We start from the raw sequence: 19,873 nt of genomic DNA, 5'->3' as shown, positions 1-19,873 counted from the left end.
CCAGCACGTTCGCTTCGTAGCGGACGGCAAGGGCCGGCCGCGCGGACGGCCCGGTGGCACCCTTGCGGCCGCAACCGCTCCCGCCCGCGGCCGATGTGACGCCGCGTGATCCGTCTTCGCCCTCTCCGTCGTCGCCCGCACTACGGTGGATGGCTATGACCGACGACACCCTCTGGGACTCCCCGCCCGACGCCCCCATGCTCCGCGGCGGCACCTACAGCCTCACCGTCATCGACGAGCCCTCGCCCCGTGAGGTTCAAGCGCTCCCCGCGCACGATCCCGCACGCGCGCGAGAGGTGGTCGCGTCCCTGATCACCGTCGCCGGCGTCGCCGCGGAACTGGCTCCGCAGCCCGCCACGGAACTGGTGCCGCAGGACACCCGCGCCGACCTCGAGCGGGTGCGGGTGGGCTGCTGGGGCTCGGTCACCGAGATCACCGACGCGGCGCTGGCCTTCCGGGGCGGCTGCTTCCCGTTGGACGACCAGGCAGCCGCCTTTGCCCAGCGATACCCGGGGGCAGCCGTGATCGGGTCGGTCCGCGTCGACTTCCCCATCCGGTACGGGGCATGGGTCTTCCTCCACCCCGACGGAACTCGCCTCTGGGCCGAGGGATGGTCGGGTGAGGGCCCGTGGAACGTACAGGGAAGCGTCGAAGGCATCCTCGACGCCTTCCAGGCGCGGACCGCTCTCGACGCCGACTTCGACCTCGACGCGGAGCCGCCGACGATGGACTTCAGCGAGCTGGAAGACGCCGTGCTGCGCACGATGATGCCGCTGGACCGGCGCGAGCGCGTCCTGTCGGTCTTCCGCGTCGAGCGCACGCCCGAGGCCGTCGATCACCTGGAGGAGACCTGGATGGAAGAGTAACGATCGGGAAACATAAGGAAGTTGTCAGCAATCGATCGTCGTGTTCTTGCCTTCGCACTTGCTATGTCCCCTAGGGTGGTCGGTCTCCAGTGCCGCACCCATCGCCGATCTCAGGAGCCCCGCGCGGCGCTGTACACGGGCTCTCCCAGGGGGACAAAGAACGTGACTGCACAGATACGGCCCTTAGGCCGCACCCGTCGACTGTGGCCACGCACCGTGCTGGCTCTGAGCGCGGCGACCGCCATATCCCTGACCGGGCTTCCGGGGCTGCCGGGCTTCCAGATCGACGAGGCCGAGGCGGCGCCCAAGCCGCAGCGCTGCGACGAGATGTACCTGGGGCACAGCTACGGCAGGACCCCGGCCAACTCCGGCCCGCCGATGACCGGTGACTACGACCCGTTCCCGACGGACGAGAACTACACGTACGTCAACCCGGCCAAGGACTTCGACGGGGTTCTCGCGCCCACCGACAAGCAGCGCGAGAAGGCGGGCACGAACTACCGCAAGTGGCAGCGGCTCTGGGAGAAGAACGGCAACCCGGCCGACCGCGTCATGGAGATGTACGCACGCTACAACGCCCAGTACAACAACTCCACCGGCTACAAGAACTGGGACGACTGGAAGCAGATACGCTGGCTCGCCCCGCACGGGAACCCGCCGCGCGGCTTCGCGTTCATGCAGCGGATGGTCAAGAAGTACAACATGGTCGGCCCGGACTGGTGGTGCGAGGACACCCTCGAATACACCGACGAGAAGGGCAACAAGCAGGAACGCCGCATCGACGCACGCAACCGGGCCAAGGGCGTCAACGTCGAGGCGAAGTCCAACGGACACATCGAGAACGACCAGTTGAAGGGCGACAAGGCGCTCGCCAAGCAGTACCCGAAGGACAAGTTCCAGTACCTGACCGGGCAGACGACCGAGAAGGGGACCAAGGAGAAGGTCGACGCCTTCAACAAGGAGATGAAGGCGGACCGGGGCACCAGTGCGCGGCAGGCCAACATCGTCGAGCGCCGCTCGAACGCCATCGAGCGCCCGCTGAAGCCGAACGTCTACACCGCCGCCGACCCGCGCTTCAACGCCGACCCGCTGAAGGCCGGTCGCTCCTCGATCATGGACCAGGCACTCCGCTCGGGGAAGACCCCCGCGGAAGCCCTCCGTATGCAGAGGCAGTACGAGGCCAACAACCGGGGCGGCTACTTCAACCGGGGCCCCGGCGGGATCGACTTCTCCAGCATGGAACTGAACTACGTCTCCACCCCCGCCAAGGGCAAGGGGATGCGGTACTCCATGAAGACGACGTACGTCCCCGACGCCGAGGCCAAGCCCGGCTGGGGCGGTGAGGCGCGCCTGAACCTCGCCAACGACGCGTTCTTCACCTGGCTGGCACTGACCCCCGACAAGTTCTGGGTGAACCTCAACCCCGTGCAGCCCGACGTCATCATGGACAAGGAGTTCGCCAAGACCGACGCGGGCCGCATCCTGCTGGAGGCGGACCTCACCCTCAAGCACGACTACGCCGACGCCATGAACCCCGACAAGTACGAGCGCGGGGAGCGATTCTGGCGCGCCGCGCCGCGCACCGCCGAGGGTGCGCCCTGCCTGCCGATCATCCGGCAGTGGATCACCCCCAAGACGGCGACGGTCCGTGAGCAGGACGGCGGCATCTACATCCTCGACGCGCCGCTGAAGGTCAACATGGAGGTGGCCAGCGGTCCCAACAAGCCGCCGAACACCTGCGACATCACCGAGGCGCAGTCCAAGCAGGCCGAGGCGCTCATCCGCAGTGAGATCCTGCCGGAGGTGGAGCGCCGCGTGAACCAGGAGGCCGGCTACGCCGACCTGCGCTACGTCTACCGTTCCCGCGTCGCCGCCGAGCACGTCCGCCGTGCGGACGCCGCCCAGCCCACCGACTTCCGCACCGTCATCAACAGCAACGACGTCAAGCGGTGGCCGCTGAGGGGCGAGAACAAGGACTGGGACAAGAAGACCGTCTACGACAAGTACGTCCACTCGTTCAAGAACGGCGACTACAAGTTCGAGCGGGTCTACGACGGCAAGGTCTGGATCCTGTCCATGGGCGGGGTCGACTTCTCCAAGTCCCCCAAGCGCAACATCACACGGACCGAGTTCAACGTCCAGCACCGTGACCTCGACAGGACCACCAGGACGTCTCTGCAGACCGAGACGACACACCGCGGTACCGAAGAGGTCTTCCTCGGTTCGTCCGGTGAGCGTGACGGTGGCGGCGGTCCCACGCCGACGCCCACGCCGACTCCGTCGGGCACCGGCAAGCCCACCGAGCAGCCGACCACTCCGGCACCCGGCCCCTCCACGCCCGGCGGTGACCACAGCGCGCCGCCGGCCACGAAGGATCCGGACGGCGACCTCGCCGACACCGGCAGCAGCACCCCCGTCGGCATGATCGTGGGCATCGCGGCGGTCCTCGCCGTGGCCGGCGGAGCACTGCTGTGGTGGATGCGGCGTCGCAGGACGGCCGGCGAGTAGGCCGTCCGGTCCATGACGGGACCCGGCGGCGGGCCGGTGGGCGCAGAACAGCGTCCGCCGCCCGCCGCCGGGCCTTTGCGCCGGCAGTTCGGACCGACCCCGACCGGCCGGCTGACGTTCGACCTGAACAGGGGATCCTCGATCGCGCCGAGATCCCGGGTCCAGTAGGTGACCCGGGGGTTGGTTCCGACGTCGAGGCCGCCCATCTCGTCGGAGGGCGAGACAGGCGGCATCGCCACGTTCCGTTGCTGCCGGGGGCGCGGTCCAGATAGCCGATGGGCAGCGCCTGCATGGCGACCGTCTTCTCGCCGCCCCTGAAGAGGTACCCCGGCGTACTTCTCCTCGCCTCGATCGACCCGTCGATCTCGGCGTCGAAGCCGACGTACGGGTGGTGGGTAGAGGGTGCGGGCCTTGTCGCCGGGGGCGCCGGGGTCGCCCGGAGTCGTGACCGGACTCCGCGCGGCATCGGACGTGCTCGCCTGGGCGGAGGACCGTTACGGACCCCGGACGAGTAGGTGACCAGTCCGTTCGCGTCGCCCACGCGCCGTCCGGCCCGTGTCCGACGTGCGGCCCGCGCCACCGGCGGGGGAGTATGGGCGCATGCTTCTGGCACGACTCGCCGACGCGTCCCAGCAGGTCGCCGCCACGTCCGCCCGCTCGCGGAAGATCGCGGTGCTGGCCGAGCTGTTCTCGGAGGCCGTGCCCGAGGAGAGCCCGCTCGTGATCGCGTATCTCTCCGGCCGGCTTCCGCAGGGGCGCATCGGCGTCGGCTGGGGCGTGCTCAAGAACGTGGTCCCACCGGCCGTACCGCCCGCCGCGCACCCCGGCCTGACCCTCGCCGGCACCGACGCCGTCATGACCGAGCTGGCCGCCGTCTCCGGCGCCGGGTCGCAGGCCGAGCGCGTCCGTATCGTGCACGAGCTGATGGCTGCCGCGACCGTGGAGGAGCAGGAGTTCCTGATCCGGTTGCTCTCCGGGGAGGTACGGCAGGGAGCCCTGGACGCCATCGCCCTCGAGGGGGTCGCGCGCGCCGCCACCGTGTCCTCGGCCGAGCTCCGCCGGGCCGTGATGCTGGAGGGTTCGCTGCCCCGCGTCGCCCAGGCGGTGCTGGCCGAGGGGACGGCCGGCCTCGAAGGCTTCGCGCTGCGGGTCGGTGTCCCCGTCCAGCCGATGCTCGCCCATACGGCCGCCTCGGTCACCGAGGCCGTCGCGGGTCTCGGACGGTGCGCGGTCGAGGAGAAACTCGACGGCATCCGGATCCAGGTGCACCGCCGCGGCGACGAGGTGAGGGTGTTCACCCGCTCCCTGGACGACATCACCGGCCGGCTGCCCGAAGTCGTCGCCGTCGCCCGGGAGACGGCCGCCGACCCGTTCATCCTGGACGGAGAGGTGATCGCCCTCGACCCCGCCACCCGTCGGCCGCTCGCCTTCCAGGACATCGCCTCGCGTGTCGGCTCCCGCGTCGACGTCGCCGCCGCCAGCGCCACGGTGCCTCTCTCACCCGTCTTCTTCGACGTGCTCGCCGCCGACGGCGAGGTGCTCATCGACCGGCCGGGCCAGGAGCGCCACGCCGCGCTGGCCCGTCTGCTGCCCGAGAACCGGCGGGTCCGTCGCTTCGTCGTGGACGATCCCGGCGTGCTCGGACAGGTGGAGGCGGCCGAACGGTTCTTCACCGACACGCTGTCCCTGGGGCACGAAGGCGTCCTGGTGAAGGCCCTGGACGCGCCCTATGTGGCCGGCCGCCGTGGACGTACCTGGCTCAAGGTCAAACCGGTCCACACACTCGACCTCGTCGTCCTCGCCGCCGAGTGGGGCCACGGCCGCCGCACGGGGCTGCTCTCCAACCTCCACCTCGGCGCCCGGGCCGCCGACGGGACCTTCGTGATGCTCGGCAAGACGTTCAAGGGCCTCACCGACGAGATGCTGCGCTGGCAGACCGAGAAGCTGGGCGAACTCGCCGTGGACGACGACGGCTTCACCGTACGCGTCCGGCCCGAGCTCGTCGTCGAGATCGCGTACGACGGTGTCCAGCGCTCCACCCGCTACCCCGCAGGGGTCACCCTGCGCTTCGCCCGCGTCCTGCGTCACCGGCCGGACAAGCCGGCCTCCGAGGCCGACACCGTGGAGCGAGTCGTCGCGGGAGCCTGACCCGGGGGAGTTCGCTCAGTCTCCGCTGGTGTAGCGACGCCGCACCCAGAGCGGGAGCACGTACCAGCACAGCAGGTACCAGGCGACCAGCCCGGTCACCAGCCACGGCACGTACCCGTCGTGCGTCGCCACCCGCAGGACGAGCAGCAGCGCCGAGGTCAGTGTGGCGAGCAGCAGCAGGAGCCCCACGAACGTCAGCCGCGAGGCCCAGACCACGGTCTGCGGCTTGATCCGGCGCCCCGCCACGATGCGGTGGAACGACACCGGCCCGATCAGCGCCCCCGTCGCCGCCGCGCCCAGCGACACCGTGACCACGTAGATGGCCCGGTCGGTGTCCGACAGGTCGGCGAACCGGGGCGCGAAGACGACCGTGAGCAGGAAGCCGAACAGGATCTGCACGCCCGTCTGGGCGACCCTGATCTCCTGCATCAGCTCGGCCCAGCGCCGGTCCGCGCGTTCCTCCTGCGTCTCGTGACGACCACGGACGAGATCACCGCCGTCCGACTGTTCCCGCACTGGTCGAGTGGACACGGAACCTCCTGTTGTCGGCCCTCTCTTCGCGGGTAACCGCTTGGAGCCCGCTTCAATCCCGGGCCGCCCGAGCCAGGGGGCGGCCGCGCCCGCCCCGGGTGCGCGGGGACGTCGCGGGACGCTCCGGCGCGAGGGATGCTGGAAGCGTGGCAGGACGGCCAACGCCTGGCAGCGAGGAGATGAGCTACGTGTACGAAACCCACATCGACACCGACGTCACCGTGCAGCTGAGCGACTGCGACCGACAGGACGCCCAGGCGGTCTTCGACGTCCTCGACCATGTCTACCGGCTCGAGGACATGAGCGCCCCCGGCCCCAAGGCGGCCTCGGCGCCCGCCCCCACCGTCTGGATGGCGACCTTCGACACGGCCGGCGGGCGTCGGGAGGACGCCGGTCCGGTCCATCTCGCCGGACAGGTCGGCGCGCTGCTGACCGGTGGGTACCACGCGGTCGAGGAGGTCGAGAAGACACTCGCCGCCACCTTCGCGGTGCGGTCGACGCAGTCCGTCTCGGGCGACCAGGAGACCGAGGCCCGCCTGCTCCTCGCATCCCGCTGACCCGGTCGGCCCCGCCGGCCCACTGACACCCCCCGGACGGAGCGGACGGGCGCCGTCCGGGGCGTTTCTCTGCCCCGCACCCCCTATGCATCGCGTGTATACACGATATGTAGAGTGCTCCGTATGCCGCGACGGCGCCCCTGACCAGGCGCATGTCGCCCTTCGAAGCCATCTACGGGGAAAGCGGGTTGCAGCATGTTCCGAACCGATACGCGGAAACGCCGGGGATCGGCCGCCGCCCTTCTGGCGGCGGCCACTCTCGTACTCGCCCTCAGCGGGTGCGGGGTCGATCCGATCACCCCGGCCGAAGCCAGGGGCAAGGCGGCCGGATCGGACGACAAGCGGGGCGGGGAAGGCGCTGAGGGATCGGGCGGTTCGGCCGGGCCCGTCGACTGCGCCAAGGCGAAGTGCATAGCCCTGACCTTCGACGCCGGCCCCGGCAAGGACACGCCCCACCTCCTCGACGTGCTCAAGGAGAAGAAGGTCCCCGCCACGTTCTTCCTGCTCGGCAAGAAGCACGTCGATCGGTATCCCGACGTCGTCAAGCGCATCGCGGACGAGGGGCACGAGGTCGCGAACCACACGTGGACGCACCGCATCCTGACCGACCTGGAGGCCGGCGAGGTGCGGGAGGAGCTGTCCCGCACCCAGGACGCGATAGAGGAGATCACCGGAAGCCGGCCGACTCTCATGCGACCTCCGCAGGGGCGGACCGACGACACCGTCTCGGAGGTCAGCCGGGACCTCGGGCTGGCGCAGATCCTGTGGAGCGTCACGGCCAAGGACTACTCCACGACCGACTCGGACCTCATACGGAAGCGGGTGCTCGAAGGGGCGCAGGGTGACGGGATCATCCTGCTGCACGACATCTACGACGGCACCGTCCCCGCCGTGCCGGGCATCATCGACGAGCTGAAGGAACAGGGGTTCACTTTTGTGACGGTCCCTCAGCTCCTTGCGCCCGGCAAGGCGGAGCCGGGGTCGGTCTACCGTCCGTGATGTGAGACGCACGAACGGTAAAAAAGGGGGTGAGGTGTCTCACATCGGGCACCCTGGAGTCCTCGGAACTCGTCTTGAAGGTTTATCGTTCATCAATGTGTGATGGCGAAGGGGCCCGGTCCCCAGGTCCCCCCCTTGCGGTGACCGCTCTTCGTCGTCGCGGCAATCGGCCCCGGTTGGAATCCCCCGTCCAACCGGGGCTTTGTCGTTCCTCGGGCCGTGTCCCCCGTCGATTCCCGGGCGCGGACCGCTCGTGAGGGGCGCACGCTCCGGCGCGTTCAACCCCTTCGGGTGACTCCCCGCATGCACCTTCCGTGACCGGGCAAGATCGTCACGGGCTGTGACGACCCGTTACTCAGCCCGCTGACCTGGGACGTCACGAGGGGGCCGCCATGCCGGACACGATCGCGCACATCCGCCGTGCCGTCGGCGCCCTCGCCGCCGGGCTGCTGCTCGCGGGATGCGTCACGACCGACGGTCCGGCCGTTCCGCGGACGCCGCAGGCCCAGGACACGCTGCTCAGGGCTGTCGAGCGCACCCTGGTCGACCGCTGTCTGGACGCCCGCGGACTCACCCTCGCCCGGCGGCCGGACACCCCGGAGGAAGACCGGCGCCTCCAGGGGGCGCTCTTCGGCACCGGCCCCCGCGAACTGTCGCTCACCCTGGCTACCGGACACACCGTCACCGCCCACACCGACGGCTGCCTCGCCTCCGCCCGCCGGACCCTGTACGGGGACCAGACGCGCTGGTTCCGCGCCCAGGTGACCGTCGACAACCTGCGCGCCGAGGCCCAGGACCGGATGAAGGACGACCCCGCCCACCGGGCCGCCCTCGCGCGCTGGAACCGGTGCGCGACCCCGTCCGGCCGCCCGCGCACCGAACGGCCCGACCCCACGGTCGTCGCCCGCTGTGACCGGGAGAGCGGACTCGCCGAGGTGCGGGCGCGGCTGGAACCCGCAGAGCTGGCGAAGGTGCGCGCACTGCGCGGCGACCAGCTCACCACCTACCAGCAGCTGCGCACCCGCGCGCTGCGGCGGGCAGCCGAGCTGTCCGCACCCGTCACCGCACAGGAAGGCAACAACGCTTCATGAAGCGCATCCTCACCACGGCCGTCGCCCTGCTCGCCCTCACGGGCGGACTCGCCCTCACCGCACCCGCCCAGGCGGCCGATTGTCCGAGTGGCGAGTTCTGTGCCTGGGAGAACGCCAACTTCGGGGGCCAGCGCGCCAACTGGAGCGGCGACGACGGCTGGTGGGAGAGCTGGATCGCCGACACCGACTCCTCCTGGGCCAACCACGGCATCTCGGGACCGGGCATCAAGGACCACGTCCGGGTCTACGAGAGTGCCCATCAGGGCGGCGCGATGACCATCTGCCTGACTCCCGGCCAGGAGGTCGGGTACAACGGCGTGGCCAATGACCGCGGCGACTCCCACACCTGGGCGATGAGCTGCTGAGCGGTTCTCCCGCCATGACGCCCCCGCCCCCCTCCGGGTGCGGGGGCGGTCAGTTCCCGGCGCCCAGCCACAGGTCCGGGCCGAAGACCTCGTAGTGGACGGCCGAAGCGGCGACGCCGCCCGCCAGCAGGTCGCCGCGCACCTGACGCATGAAGGGCAGCGGACCGCACAGGTACGCCGTCACGTCCGACGGCAGGTCGAGCGTGGTGACGTCCGCGCGGCCGCGGAGCGCGTCCGTCGCGCCCGGCTGTTCGTACCAGAGGTGCAGGGAGCTGTTCGGAGCTGCGTCGACCAGTCGGCGCAGCTCCTCGCGGTGCGCGTGGTCGGCGGGGGAGCGGTCGGCGTGCACGACCGTGACCGGACGGCGCGAGCCGGTGGCGGCGAGGTGGTCGAGCATGGCCAGCATCGGCGTGCTGCCGATCCCGGCGGAGGCGAGGAGCAGCGGTCCCTCACCCTCCGGCAGGACGAGGTCCCCGAACGGCGCGGACACCTCGACGGTGTCGCCCACGCGCGCGTGGTCGTGCAGCCAGGTCGACACCTCGCCCGCGGGGTCCCCGTCGATCCGCTTGACCGTGATCCGCCACTGAGGACGGCCCGGTGCCGCGGAGAGGCTGTACTGACGGATCTGCCGGGCGCCGTCGGGCAGTGTGACGCGCACGCTCACGTACTGCCCCGGCCGGAAGGATCCCGTGGGACGTCCGTCGGCGTGGCGCAGGACGAAGGAGACGGTGTCGGCCGTCTCCTGATGCCGTCCGGCGATCTCCATGGGCCGGTGTACCCCGCCCTCCTCGACACCCGTCTCGTCGTAGAGCCGGGACTCCAGGGCGATGAGGGCGTTGGCCATCAGCCAGTAGACCTCGTCCCAGGCCTGGGCGACCTCGGGTGTGACGGCGTCGCCGAGCACGTCGACGATCGCGGCGAATAGGTGCTCGTGGACGACTTTGTACTGCTCCGACGTGACACCCAGCGAGGCGTGCTTGTGGGCTATGCGCGAGACCATGACGTCCGGCCGGGTGCCGGGGCTCTCCAGGAGCGCCCCGGCGAAGGCCGCGATCGAGCCGGCCAGTGCCCGCCGCTGGTCGCCATTGACCTGGTTCCCGCGGTTGAAGAGGTCGCGGAGCAGTTCAGGGCGGGCGGCGAACATCCCGGCGTAGAAGCGCTCGGTGATCTCGCCGAGCGAGGCCCCGACGACGGGGAGAGTGGCTCGGACGACGGGGGTCGCCTGCTCGGACAGCATCGAAGCTCCTATTGTGGTAGATGATCTACGTATTTAAGAGGGTGAGTGGACGGGCGGTGAAGTCCTGTGGACCGAGCGTGGGCGTCAGCCGTCGTGCCGGATGCCCAGCGAGACGAGCACCGGCCCCGTGGGCGACTCGACCAGGTCCGCCACGGTCAACGGGTCGAGCGACGCGTAGAACGCCTCCTGCGCCTGGCGCAGCGCGCCGCGCAGTCGGCAGGCCGCGCGCAGAGGGCAGGGGGTCTCGCCCTCGCAGTCGACGACCTCCTCCTCGCCCTCCAGCGTCCGGACCAGCCACCCGACCGAGGCCCGTCGCCCGGTCTCCGTGAGGGTCAGGCCGCCGCCGCGTCCGCGTCGCGCCTCGACGACGCCGAGGTGCTGGAGCCGCGTGACGACCTTCGCCATGTGGGCGTAGGGCACGGCCATCACCTCGGCCACCTCCCGCGTGGTGATCGCAGGTTCCTGGCCGGGTGTTCCGAGGACCGCCAGACGCATCACGGCACGCAGCGCCAGGTCGGTGAATTTCGTCAACCGCACACCGGGACCGTATCAAACAAGTATTCTCGATACCTATTTAGGGGGTGGGGCCCTGCTCAGTGTGAGCGGCGAGCCGAGAGGTGGCGCCAGAGCCACGTGCCGCCCACCACCAGGGGAGTGACCACCAGGACGAGAGCGAGCAGCGGCCACCGCCCGCCGCCGAGTTCCCGGTCCGTGAAGAGGACCACGATCACCGCCACCAGGGGGAGCACGATCGACGCGAGCGCCCGCAGCGAGGCCACCACCATCTCCGGCTGAAGCCGGCCCGTGCGCGGCGGAGGAGGGTCCGGGGTGCCGCAGTAGAAGACGACGGCGCGATGCAACAGCTTGGTCGTGGCCTTGTGGTACGAGACTCCCATGTACGGCAGCCACACCAGAGGCGCCACCAGGCCGGTCAGGATCACCGCGATCAGCAGCAGCCACTGACCGATCCGGGCGAGCCTGCCCGGGCCGTCGTCGTCCGGCGTGACGATGCCGAGAAGACGGGCCATCCGCAGGGTCAGCTTCCAGAGCACCGCGATCCGGCCCGGGCGGGGCTCTGTGTCGTCGGCGGGAGCCGGGCGGGCGCGCAGACCGGCCGCGGCGGCCGTCGTGTCCGCGTACACCCCCTGCAGGACCAGGAGCTCGGCGGCGCGTTCGGGGTCGGTGGTGTCCCGGCCGTCCAGACCTGCCAGGACGAGGATCGCCCGCGCCTGGAGCAGCAGCGCGCCGCAGAAGGCGACGGGGATCAGGAGCATGAACGGCCCGCCCACGAAAGCCCCTTCGGCGGTGACCGCCCGCCGGCCGCGTGCCGCGACCAGGGCACGCAGTTCGGTGGGGGTCGCCTCCGGATGGTCGCGGCGCAGCCGCTCCACGGCCCGCCCGGCCGGCGGGCCCATGTGTCGCAGGGCGAACATGGCGAGCAGTTCGGGCAGCCAGCCGGGCTGGGTCCAAGCCTCCCGCAGAAGCGAGCGGGAGAGAACGGGAGCCGGTGTCTCCGCGGCGCCCTTCCTCAGGACAGGACCTTGGCCTTCGCCTTCTCGAACTCCTCGTCCGTGATGGCGCCCTTGTCCTTGAGTTCGGCGAGCCGTGCCAGTTCGTCGGCGTGGCCGCCGCCACCCGTACCCGCCGTCGTGCGGATGTACGACTGGAACGCGGCCTCGTTCTCCTTGGCCTGCGCGATGTCCCTCCGGGTCATGCTCTTGCCGCGGGCGATCACGTAGACCAGCACGCCGAGGAAGGGGAGCAGGATGCAGAAGATCAGCCACCCCGCCTTGCCCCAGCCGCTCATCTCGTGGTCGCGGAAGATGTCGGTGATGACCCTGAACAGGAGGAACAGCCACATGATCCAGAGGAAGAACCAGAGCATGGTCCAGAAGAGGTTGAGTGCGGGGTAGTCGTCCATTCCTGCGCTCCGTTCCTGCGGTGGCCGCCCGAAGTCGGCCACTCGTATGAGCGAGTTTCGCCCACCCCCCGCCGGCCCGCATGTCGAAGGCTCTCCGGATCTTGAATATTGGATCCACGGTCCGATATCCACGATCCGATATCCACACTCAGGCCGTGCGTGCCCTCAGCGCCGCCAGAGCACGGTCGGCGTGGGCGCTCATCCGCAGCTCGCTGCGGACGACCTCCAGGATCCGGCGGTTCTCGTCGATGACGAAGGTGACCCGCTTGGTCGGCGCGAGAGAGAAGCCGCGCTTCACGCCGAACCGGTCGCGGACCGAGCCCTCGGGATCCGAGAGCAGCGGATAGCCGAGGGAGTGCCGGTCGGCGAACTCCTGCTGTCGCTCGACGACGTCGGAGCTGATGCCGACGGGGCGCGCTCCCGCCTCCTGGAACTCGGCGGCCAGGTCACGGAAGTGGCATGCCTCCGCCGTGCAGCCCGCCGTCATGGCCGCCGGGTAGAAGAACAGGACGATGGGTCCGTCCGCGAGGAGGCCGACCAGCGATCGGGGTGTCCCCGTATCGTCCGGAAGAGTGAAGTCCTCGACGATGTCACCGACGTTCATCCGGCCCGCCCCTTGTCTCCGACCGGCCCGTCCGGTCGTCGACGGGTGACGCTACCGCAGGGTAGGAAGGTGCGTCACCGGCGGGCGGACGAGTCTCAGGCCCGCTGCCGCGCGGCGAGCCGCCGGTCCAGAATCGCGAGTACCTGCTCGCCCCAGCGCAGGTTCTCCTCTTCGAGGTAGCGGCCCCGCATCAGCGTGAGATACGGCCCGATCCGCTCGGCCTCGCTCAGGTACGTGGCCTCGTCACGGCCGGCGAGCATCCACTCCCGCAGCCGCTCCCACCGGGCGAGCTTGCCCCGGGCCCACTCCATCCGCTCCTGGACGAAGCCGCGTACCGCCTCGGTGTCGCCCTCGTCGCAGGCCTGCACCTGGACCATCAACTCGTCCCGGATCGCGGTCGGACGCGGCGGCTGGGCCGTGTACGCCATGAGGTCCTGCCGGCCCGCATCGGTGAGGGAGAACATGCGCTTGTTGGGGCGCCGTTCCTGTTCCACGACACGTGCGGCGATCAGTCCGGCCTCGGAGAGCCGGTCGAGCTCGCGGTAGAGCTGCTGGGGCGTGGCGGCCCAGAAGTTGGCCACGGACACGTCGAAGATCTTGGCCAGGTCGTATCCGGACGCCTCGCCCTCCAGGAGGGCCGCGAGGACCGCGTGCTTCAGGGACATCCGGACACGCTAGCAGCCCGGTTGACCAGGTGGTTTCGCGTCGATTCGACAGGTTGGGGCGGTGCGGTGGGTTCCGCGGGGCGCGGCGGGGCACGGTCGGGGTGCCGCACCCGTTCGGCCCTGCCGAGCGGACCGGTCCGACGCCTGCGCTCGCCACGTCTGCCCGTCGAGAGCGTGCGGGACCCCGAACTCCGCGAAATCCTGGTCTTACGGGAAAGTCTCCGCGGAGGAGGTGGAAGGACTGGTGGTGGCGGCCCTGCGGCGTGGTCGGCCTTTGACATGCAGCTGATTGGCTGCCTATCGTAGAGGCAGTCAAATGGCTGCATGTTGAGGTGGGGCGATGGACGAGGTGTTCAAGGCGCTGTCCGATGCCAGTCGGCGACGGCTGCTCGACAGCCTGAACGCCCGCAACGGCCAGACCCTGCGCGAACTCTGCGCGGGCCTGGACATGGCACGGCAGTCCGTCAGCAAGCACTTGGCGCTCCTGGAGGCGGCTGGGCTGGTGGTCACGGTGCGGCGCGGGCGGGAGAAGCTGCACTACCTGAACGCCGCTCCGATCCACGCCATCGGGGACCGCTGGATCAGCCGGTACGCCCGCGAGCGCGTCAGCGCGCTCGCCGACCTGAAGTCAGCATTGGAGCAGAGCCCGATGGACAGCAACGCGTTCGTCTACACCACCTACATCCGCACCACGCCCGACGAGCTCTGGCAGGCGCTCACCGACCCGGACTTCACCCGGCGCTACTGGGGTGTCGCCTTCGAGACGACCTGGACCGCCGGATCCCCGATGGTCTGGGACGAGGGCGGCCGCAGGACGAGCGACCCCGAGCAGGTCGTCCTCGCCGCCGACCCCGGCCGCCGCCTCTCCTACACCTGGCACACCTTCACACCCGAGTGGGCCGAAGCGGTCGGGATCGGCGACGAGGTGTACGCCAAGCTCGCCAAGGAGCGCCGCTCGAAGGTCACCTTCGACATCGAACCGGCCGGCGACATGGTCAAGCTCACCGTCGTCCACGACGACCTGGAGCCCGGCGGCACCATGCGCGGCATGATCGGCGAGGGATGGCCGGCTCTGATCTCCAGCCTCAAGTCCCTGCTCGAGACGGGCGAGGAACTCCCGGAACCCCCGCGCTGAACCGTCCCGCCGCCCGGCGTCACGGCAGATCAGTCCGTCGCTTCGCGGACGTCCTTTCCCTGCTCGGCGAACGCCTTGAAGTCCCGCATGTGCTGTTGCGACTGCTTGCGGAAGGCACCGGGCATCAGAAGCGCCACCAGTTTCATCATGAAGCCGCTGAACCGGTATTCGTTCTCGCTCTCCCAGAGCGTCGTCCCCGGGCCGGACTCGGTCAGCCGGTCGCGCACCGCGCTCCACATTCCCTCGCCGACGATCTCGCGGTCGAAGCGAACGACGCTCGTTCTCGGGATCTCGCGCAGGTCAGCCGGCTCCCGGCGTGTGATGGTCTCGGTGCACTCCATCTTCCGCCGGTCCATCTGCATCACGACCCGCGACGTGGTGCCGAGCTGCCCGTGCTCCCCACTCAGCGGCTCGTGCGCCACGAGCCCCCGCAGCCAATTCGGCAGGTGTGCCGGGTCGGCGAGCAACTGGGCCACCTTCTCCCGCGGCAGGGCGATCTCCATGGAGACGGTGTATTTCATGGGGCGCATCACTCTTTCCTGCTGGGTATAGGACCTCATGGCCGCGGGGCCTGAAGCCGAGGACAACACGCTTCAGGCCCCGCGGGGTTCGAGGGGCGTCAGCGCGTGGCGGCTTCCTGGTGCTGCACCTGGCACACCAGCGCGTCGTTCACGACGTCCGCGACGATCGTGTCGCCCGGGTCCGCCTCACCGCCCAGGATCAGGTCGGCGATCCGGTTGTCCAGTTCCGTCTGGATCGTGCGGCGCAGCGGCCGCGCGCCGAACTCCGGCTGGTACCCGTGCGCGACGAGCAGCTTCTTCGCCGCCTGGGTCACCTCGAGCTCCAGCCCCTGCGCACGGACCCGGCGCTCGCTCTGGCGCAGCAGGAGGGCGAGGATGTCCCCGAGATCGTCCTCGCCCAGACCGTGGAAGATGATCGTCTCGTCGATGCGGTTGAGGAACTCCGGCGTGAAGTGGCCGCGCAGATCCTGCCTCAGATCGTCGCGGATCTCCGAGACGTCGCCGTGGTGGGCCAGGATCCGCTGGGCGCCGATGTTCGACGTCATGATGACCACGCAGTGACGGAAGTCGACCGTCCGGCCCTGCGAGTCCGTCAGCCGCCCGTCGTCCAGGACCTGGAGCAGGGTGTTGAAGACGTCAGGGTGGGCCTTCTCCACCTCGTCGAAGAGCAGGACGCTGTACGGCCGGCGGCGCACCTTCTCGGTGAGCTGGCCCGCCTCCTCGTGGCCGACGTAGCCGGGCGGCGCACCGACGAGTCGGGAGACCGTGTGCTTCTCCTGGAACTCGCTCATGTCGAAGCGGACCATCCGCGTCTCGTCGCCGAACAGCAGCTCCGCCAGCGCCTTCGCGAGTTCGGTCTTGCCGACACCGGTCGGGCCGAGGAACAGGAAGGAGCCGACCGGACGGTTCGGGTCGCCCATGCCCGCCCGGTTGCGCCGCACGGCCTGCGCGATCGCCGTGACCGCCTCGTCCTGGCCGACCACCCGGCTGTGCAGGGCGTCCTCCAGCTTGAGGAGCTTCTCCTTCTCGCTCTGGGTCATCTGGGCCACGGGGATGCCGGTACGGCGCGACAGCACCTCCGCGATGTCGTCGACCGTCACCTCCATCACGCCCTCGCGCCGCTCCTCGAGCCCGGCCAGTTCGGCCTCCAGCCGCGCGATCTCGTTCTTGTGCCCGTTGGCCTTCTCGAAGTCCTCGGCAGCCACGGCCTCGTCCTTCTCACGGCGCAGCTTCGCCAGCCGGTCCTCGCGGTCGACCACCTCGGTCGACTTGCCCAGTGAGCGCAGCCGCACCCGGGCGCCGGTCTGGTCCATCAGATCGATCGCCTTGTCGGGCAGGAAGCGGTCGGTGACATAGCGATCGGAGAGCTCGGCGGCGCCCACGAGCGCGGCATCGCTGTAACGGACCTGGTGGTGGGCCTCGTAGGAGTCCCGCAGCCCTTGCAGGATCTGGACGGTCTCCTCGACCGACGGCTCCGGGATCAGCACGGGCTGGAAGCGCCGTTCCAGGGCGGCGTCCTTCTCCACGTACCGGCGGTACTCCTCGATCGTCGTGGCGCCGACCACATGCAGTTCACCCCGTGCCAGCGCGGGCTTGAGCATGTTGCCCGCGTCCATGGCACCCTCGCCCGCGGCGCCCGCGCCGACCACGGTGTGCAGTTCGTCGATGAAGAGGACGGTCGAGGCGGCGTCGGCCTTCACCTCGTCGATGACGTTCTTCAGCCGTTCCTCGAACTGGCCGCGGTACTGCGCGCCGGCGACAAGACCGGACAGGTCCAGGGCGATGACCCGCTTGTCCTCCAGCGTCTTCGGGACCTCGCCCGCCACGATGCGCTGGGCGAGCCCTTCCACGATCGCGGTCTTGCCCACGCCCGGCTCGCCGATCAGCACCGGGTTGTTCTTCGAGCGGCGGGAGAGGATCTCGACGGTCTGCTCGATCTCCTCGGCCCGCCCCACCACGGGGTCGAGCTTTCCCGCCCGCGCCTCCTCCGTCAGGTCCCGGCCGTACTCGTCGAGCGTGGGAGTCCTGCTCTCCGGCCGTGGCGTGGCGGCGCCGTCGGGCCGTACCGCGCGCTCGGCGGTCGACCGCAGTCCGTCGACATCCGTCCCGTACGCCGTCAGCAGTCTCGCCGCAGCCGAGTGCGGGTCGTCGAGGAGTGCGCCCAGGATGTGCTCGGGGCCGATGTACGAGACCCCCGAAGCCTGGGAGCGCTCGTATGCCCGCAGCAGGACGCGTTTGGCCGACGGGGTGAGTCCGGGTTCCGCCGACGGGATGCCGCTCTCGCCGGGCAGCGCGCCGGCGATCGAGGTGGCCAGCTGGTCGGGATCGGCGCCCGCTTGGGCGAGCAGGGAGCGCGCCGGGTCGATCTGGGTGCAGGCCCAGAGCAGATGCTCGGTGTCCAGGTCGGCGCTGCCGTCCTGGGAGGCGCGGACGGTGGCCCGGCCGATCAGGTCCCGCGCGGAGTCCGTCAGGAGTCTGCCGATCGGAACGCGCTGCACGGCCGGGGGAGAGGCGGCCGGCGACATGCCGAAGAAGCGGTTGAGAAGCTCGTTGAACGGATCCGATCCACCGAGGGAACCGAAAGGGGACATGGTCATGTGGTGCCGTCCAGGTGCGTCGACGTCCGGGCAGTACTCCCTACCACTGGACCAGCCGCCGGCCGACACCACCTGCCGAGCCGTAGCCGCGCGGCGCGGCGGAGACGGGCACCCGCCGCCCCGGCTCTCGCCTTCGGCGGTCCGCGCCGAGAACGAGGCCTCGGCCCACCCGGTCCGCCGATCGGGTGAGCCGTGCGAACCGGCGACCGGGGTGCCCCACCCGATGCGCGTGGCGCCGCGGGGAATCCAGGTAGGTGCCCCGTCGCTCAGAGCGGCGTCTCGGCCTTCCGGCGTCGCAGCGAGGCCAGGGTGAGCAGCGGGCCGACGGCCAGGAGTACGGCGAGGGCCGCGAAGCCGTACGTCAGGGTGGAGACGGTGGCGACGGCGGCCACCAGCAGGGGCCCTCCGGCATCGCCGAGCTCGCGGCCGAGCTCGGCCGACCCCATGGTCTGGCCCATGCGCTCCTCGGGCGTGCTGGTAGCGAGGGCCGTGAAGCCGAGCGGCGTGATCAGCCCGGTGCCCGCACCGATGAGGACCGCCGCGCCGAGGACGCCGGCCAGGCCGGGCAGCGTCGCGCAGAGCAGGCCGGCGGCGGTGGTCGCGAGCCCCACGGCGAGACCGTTACGCGTCGTCAGGCGGCCTGCGTCCAGGGCGCGTCCGGCGTACGGCTGGACGACGGCGGCGCACGCGGCCAGGACGGAGACGGCCGCGCCGGTGGCCACGGTGCCGAGCCCGGCCACGGCGCCGGAGACGGGCAGGAAGCCGACGCCGACCGACAGTGCGGCCGTGGCGGCGGCCAGGGCGGCGGTGGGGGCGAGGAACGAGCGGTCGGCCAGACGCCGGGCCAGATCGGCCAGGGTCTGCCGCTGCTTGGGCAGCGGCGGTACGGCCGGTACGGCGAGCAGGGCCCACAGCGCGACCGCCGCGGCGAGCACCGCCATGACCGCGAACAGCAGTCGCAGCCCGCCGGCCCAGACCAGAAGTCCGCCGAGGAGCGGCCCGAGGGTGTAGCCGATGGACTTGTAGAAGCCGTAACTGCCGAACGCCCGGCCCCGTTTGGCGGCCGGGTTGAGACGGGCGACGAGCGCGGAGGCCGAAGGGGAGAACGCGGAGGCGGCGGCGCCCTGGCCGAGCCGGGCGGCCCAGAGCCAGCCGGGGCTGTCGGCGACGGCGTACAGGGCGGAGGCGGCGGAGAAGAAGAGCAGACCGCCGAGCAGGACCGGCTTCGCACCGATCCGGTCGGCCAGGGATCCGAAGACCGGCTTGAGGACGACCTCGGCGCCGTCGTACAGCGCGAGGAGTCCGCCGAGGACGAGCAGGGACGTGACGGCGTCGTCGGAGAAGCCGCCGAGGTTGGCGGCGATGCCGTGGGCGCCGAACGCGGTGGTGAACCCGGCCGCGTACAGCGGCCACATGGACCGCTTCGGCGCGGCGGCCCCACTGCCGGCGGCTCCGGTGGATGCCGGAGGTGTGCCGGGGGACGGGAGTGTCCCGCTCATGCCCGCCCCTCCTGACCGCCGTGCAGAGTGGCGAAGACGCGCTCGGCGAAGTCCTCGCAGACCGCCGCGCACACCTTGAGGCGGTCGCCCGCCTCGCGCGCCTCGGGGGCCCCGAAGACATCGCGTGCCGTCAGGTCCCGGTGCCAGCGGCGCAGCCGCTCCAGGCTCTGCTCCTCCTCCTCGAGCTCGGCGAGCGTGAACTTCTCGTTGCGGATCTCCTTGGCGATCTCCTGCTCGAACTTCCCGCAGTCGGCCAGGAACTCGACCCAGTCGGCGCTGCGGGCGGCGGTGAACATCGCTTCAAAACCCGACGCGTCCTCCGGCGAGCGCCCGGCGGCCTGCAGAGTCACGGCCTGCCCGCCGCCCGTGTCCGTCAGCTCGATCGCGCGCGCCACACCGTCGGCGAAGGCCGGCACGTCCGGTACGGCCCAGACGCCCTGCCCCAGGGAGAGAGCACCCGCCTTGCGCAGCTCGCGCCAGACGGCCACGCGGTGCCGAGAAGGATCGGCGGGCACTTTGAGGACCAGGATCAGCCACCGTATCTGCGCATCATCTCGCGTCACGCATTGAAATGTAGCAGGCGTTACATCAAGCCCGGTACGGCTTGGTGAGGGTTCGGCACAGCGGAA

19 protein-coding genes are annotated in these 19,873 nt (G+C 70.6%); 8 read left to right on the top strand and 11 right to left on the bottom strand.

Annotated elements, in window-relative coordinates:
- Nucleotides 1-155: 155 nt before the first annotated feature.
- From ACF1G2_RS34835 to ACF1G2_RS34825, 3 genes are all read left to right on the top strand, one after another.
- Nucleotides 156-866 (top strand): DUF6333 family protein, encoded by a 711-nt coding sequence (locus tag ACF1G2_RS34835; RefSeq protein WP_391802169.1) that lies wholly within the window; start codon nt 156-158, stop codon nt 864-866.
- Between the two features lie 216 nt (nt 867-1,082).
- Nucleotides 1,083-3,374: an LAETG motif-containing sortase-dependent surface protein gene (locus tag ACF1G2_RS34830; RefSeq protein WP_391802168.1), complete on the top strand. Its 2,292-nt coding sequence runs from the start codon at nt 1,083-1,085 to the stop codon at nt 3,372-3,374.
- Between the two features lie 600 nt (nt 3,375-3,974).
- Nucleotides 3,975-5,522, top strand: a complete 1,548-nt coding sequence (locus ACF1G2_RS34825) for an ATP-dependent DNA ligase (RefSeq protein WP_391802167.1) — start codon at nt 3,975-3,977, stop codon at nt 5,520-5,522.
- A 15-nt stretch (nt 5,523-5,537) separates the two neighbouring features.
- On the opposite strand, the gene ACF1G2_RS34820 is transcribed toward ACF1G2_RS34825, so the two are convergent.
- Nucleotides 5,538-6,053, bottom strand: coding sequence for a DUF6328 family protein (locus tag ACF1G2_RS34820; RefSeq protein ID WP_391802166.1), 516 nt, complete (start codon nt 6,051-6,053; stop codon nt 5,538-5,540).
- Between the two features lie 146 nt (nt 6,054-6,199).
- Between ACF1G2_RS34820 and ACF1G2_RS34815 the strand changes: the two genes are divergently transcribed.
- From ACF1G2_RS34815 to ACF1G2_RS34800, 4 genes are all read left to right on the top strand, one after another.
- On the top strand, nt 6,200-6,610 hold the full coding sequence (locus ACF1G2_RS34815; RefSeq protein ID WP_391802165.1) for a hypothetical protein: 411 nt from the start codon (nt 6,200-6,202) through the stop codon (nt 6,608-6,610).
- 195 nt (nt 6,611-6,805) lie between these two features.
- On the top strand, nt 6,806-7,609 hold the full coding sequence (locus tag ACF1G2_RS34810) for a polysaccharide deacetylase family protein (RefSeq protein WP_391802164.1): 804 nt from the start codon (nt 6,806-6,808) through the stop codon (nt 7,607-7,609).
- 392 nt (nt 7,610-8,001) lie between these two features.
- Entirely contained in the window at nt 8,002-8,700 is a 699-nt protein-coding gene (locus ACF1G2_RS34805) for a hypothetical protein (protein ID WP_391802163.1), read from the top strand.
- Entirely contained in the window at nt 8,697-9,065 is a 369-nt protein-coding gene (locus ACF1G2_RS34800) for a peptidase inhibitor family I36 protein (RefSeq protein ID WP_352192593.1), read from the top strand. Before ACF1G2_RS34805 ends, ACF1G2_RS34800 begins: the two co-directional genes overlap by 4 nt.
- 49 nt (nt 9,066-9,114) lie before the next feature.
- On the opposite strand, the gene ACF1G2_RS34795 is transcribed toward ACF1G2_RS34800, so the two are convergent.
- The 6 genes from ACF1G2_RS34795 to ACF1G2_RS34770 form a co-directional block, all read right to left on the bottom strand.
- Entirely contained in the window at nt 9,115-10,302 is a 1,188-nt protein-coding gene (locus ACF1G2_RS34795; protein ID WP_391802162.1) for a globin domain-containing protein, read from the bottom strand.
- 84 nt (nt 10,303-10,386) lie between these two features.
- Entirely contained in the window at nt 10,387-10,839 is a 453-nt protein-coding gene (locus ACF1G2_RS34790) for an RrF2 family transcriptional regulator (RefSeq protein WP_391802161.1), read from the bottom strand.
- 56 nt (nt 10,840-10,895) lie between these two features.
- Nucleotides 10,896-11,735: a hypothetical protein gene (locus ACF1G2_RS34785; protein WP_391802160.1), complete on the bottom strand. Its 840-nt coding sequence runs from the start codon at nt 11,733-11,735 to the stop codon at nt 10,896-10,898.
- 95 nt (nt 11,736-11,830) lie between these two features.
- Complete coding sequence (locus tag ACF1G2_RS34780; protein ID WP_391802159.1) at nt 11,831-12,223, bottom strand: SHOCT domain-containing protein; 393 nt, start codon at nt 12,221-12,223, stop codon at nt 11,831-11,833.
- 148 nt (nt 12,224-12,371) lie between these two features.
- The gene (locus ACF1G2_RS34775) at nt 12,372-12,827 is read right to left on the bottom strand and encodes a peroxiredoxin (RefSeq protein ID WP_391802158.1); all 456 of its coding nucleotides are present in this window, start codon (nt 12,825-12,827) and stop codon (nt 12,372-12,374) included.
- Nucleotides 12,828-12,922: 95 nt separating this feature from the next.
- Nucleotides 12,923-13,492, bottom strand: a complete 570-nt coding sequence (locus ACF1G2_RS34770) for a PadR family transcriptional regulator (protein WP_391802157.1) — start codon at nt 13,490-13,492, stop codon at nt 12,923-12,925.
- A gap of 340 nt (nt 13,493-13,832) precedes the next feature.
- Here ACF1G2_RS34770 and ACF1G2_RS34765 point away from each other — a divergent pair, with 340 nt between their 5' ends.
- Nucleotides 13,833-14,627: an ArsR/SmtB family transcription factor gene (locus tag ACF1G2_RS34765; RefSeq protein WP_391802156.1), complete on the top strand. Its 795-nt coding sequence runs from the start codon at nt 13,833-13,835 to the stop codon at nt 14,625-14,627.
- 29 nt (nt 14,628-14,656) lie between these two features.
- On the opposite strand, the gene ACF1G2_RS34760 is transcribed toward ACF1G2_RS34765, so the two are convergent.
- The 4 genes from ACF1G2_RS34760 to ACF1G2_RS34745 form a co-directional block, all read right to left on the bottom strand.
- Nucleotides 14,657-15,148 (bottom strand): SRPBCC family protein, encoded by a 492-nt coding sequence (locus tag ACF1G2_RS34760; protein ID WP_391802189.1) that lies wholly within the window; start codon nt 15,146-15,148, stop codon nt 14,657-14,659.
- Between the two features lie 98 nt (nt 15,149-15,246).
- On the bottom strand, nt 15,247-17,745 hold the full coding sequence (locus tag ACF1G2_RS34755) for an ATP-dependent Clp protease ATP-binding subunit (protein ID WP_391802155.1): 2,499 nt from the start codon (nt 17,743-17,745) through the stop codon (nt 15,247-15,249).
- A gap of 266 nt (nt 17,746-18,011) precedes the next feature.
- Nucleotides 18,012-19,160 (bottom strand): MFS transporter, encoded by a 1,149-nt coding sequence (locus tag ACF1G2_RS34750; RefSeq protein WP_391802188.1) that lies wholly within the window; start codon nt 19,158-19,160, stop codon nt 18,012-18,014.
- 80 nt (nt 19,161-19,240) lie between these two features.
- On the bottom strand, nt 19,241-19,807 hold the full coding sequence (locus tag ACF1G2_RS34745) for a Chromate resistance protein ChrB (RefSeq protein ID WP_391802154.1): 567 nt from the start codon (nt 19,805-19,807) through the stop codon (nt 19,241-19,243).
- Nucleotides 19,808-19,873: the final 66 nt, after the last annotated feature.

This window comes from Streptomyces sp. NPDC013457, assembly GCF_043089925.1.
Classification (GTDB): Bacteria; Actinomycetota; Actinomycetes; order Streptomycetales; family Streptomycetaceae; genus Streptomyces.
The sequence above is the reverse complement of the archived record's forward strand: the minus strand, read 5'-3'. Positions and strand labels throughout refer to the sequence as shown.

What these genes read in the sequence shown, in the direction of transcription:
- ACF1G2_RS34835 (WP_391802169.1), top strand. Translation starts at nt 156, where the DNA reads ATGACCGACGACACCCTCTGGGACTCCCCGCCCGACGCCCCCATGCTC.
- ACF1G2_RS34825 (WP_391802167.1), top strand. Translation starts at nt 3,975, where the DNA reads ATGCTTCTGGCACGACTCGCCGACGCGTCCCAGCAGGTCGCCGCCACG.
- ACF1G2_RS34810 (WP_391802164.1), top strand. Translation starts at nt 6,806, where the DNA reads ATGTTCCGAACCGATACGCGGAAACGCCGGGGATCGGCCGCCGCCCTT.
- ACF1G2_RS34805 (WP_391802163.1), top strand. Translation starts at nt 8,002, where the DNA reads ATGCCGGACACGATCGCGCACATCCGCCGTGCCGTCGGCGCCCTCGCC.
- ACF1G2_RS34800 (WP_352192593.1), top strand. Translation starts at nt 8,697, where the DNA reads ATGAAGCGCATCCTCACCACGGCCGTCGCCCTGCTCGCCCTCACGGGC.
- ACF1G2_RS34795 (WP_391802162.1), bottom strand. Translation starts at nt 10,302, where the DNA reads ATGCTGTCCGAGCAGGCGACCCCCGTCGTCCGAGCCACTCTCCCCGTC.
- ACF1G2_RS34785 (WP_391802160.1), bottom strand. Translation starts at nt 11,735, where the DNA reads ATGTTCGCCCTGCGACACATGGGCCCGCCGGCCGGGCGGGCCGTGGAG.
- ACF1G2_RS34780 (WP_391802159.1), bottom strand. Translation starts at nt 12,223, where the DNA reads ATGGACGACTACCCCGCACTCAACCTCTTCTGGACCATGCTCTGGTTC.
- ACF1G2_RS34775 (WP_391802158.1), bottom strand. Translation starts at nt 12,827, where the DNA reads ATGAACGTCGGTGACATCGTCGAGGACTTCACTCTTCCGGACGATACG.
- ACF1G2_RS34770 (WP_391802157.1), bottom strand. Translation starts at nt 13,492, where the DNA reads ATGTCCCTGAAGCACGCGGTCCTCGCGGCCCTCCTGGAGGGCGAGGCG.
- ACF1G2_RS34765 (WP_391802156.1), top strand. Translation starts at nt 13,833, where the DNA reads ATGGACGAGGTGTTCAAGGCGCTGTCCGATGCCAGTCGGCGACGGCTG.
- ACF1G2_RS34760 (WP_391802189.1), bottom strand. Translation starts at nt 15,148, where the DNA reads ATGAAATACACCGTCTCCATGGAGATCGCCCTGCCGCGGGAGAAGGTG.
- ACF1G2_RS34755 (WP_391802155.1), bottom strand. Translation starts at nt 17,745, where the DNA reads ATGACCATGTCCCCTTTCGGTTCCCTCGGTGGATCGGATCCGTTCAAC.
- ACF1G2_RS34750 (WP_391802188.1), bottom strand. Translation starts at nt 19,160, where the DNA reads ATGTGGCCGCTGTACGCGGCCGGGTTCACCACCGCGTTCGGCGCCCAC.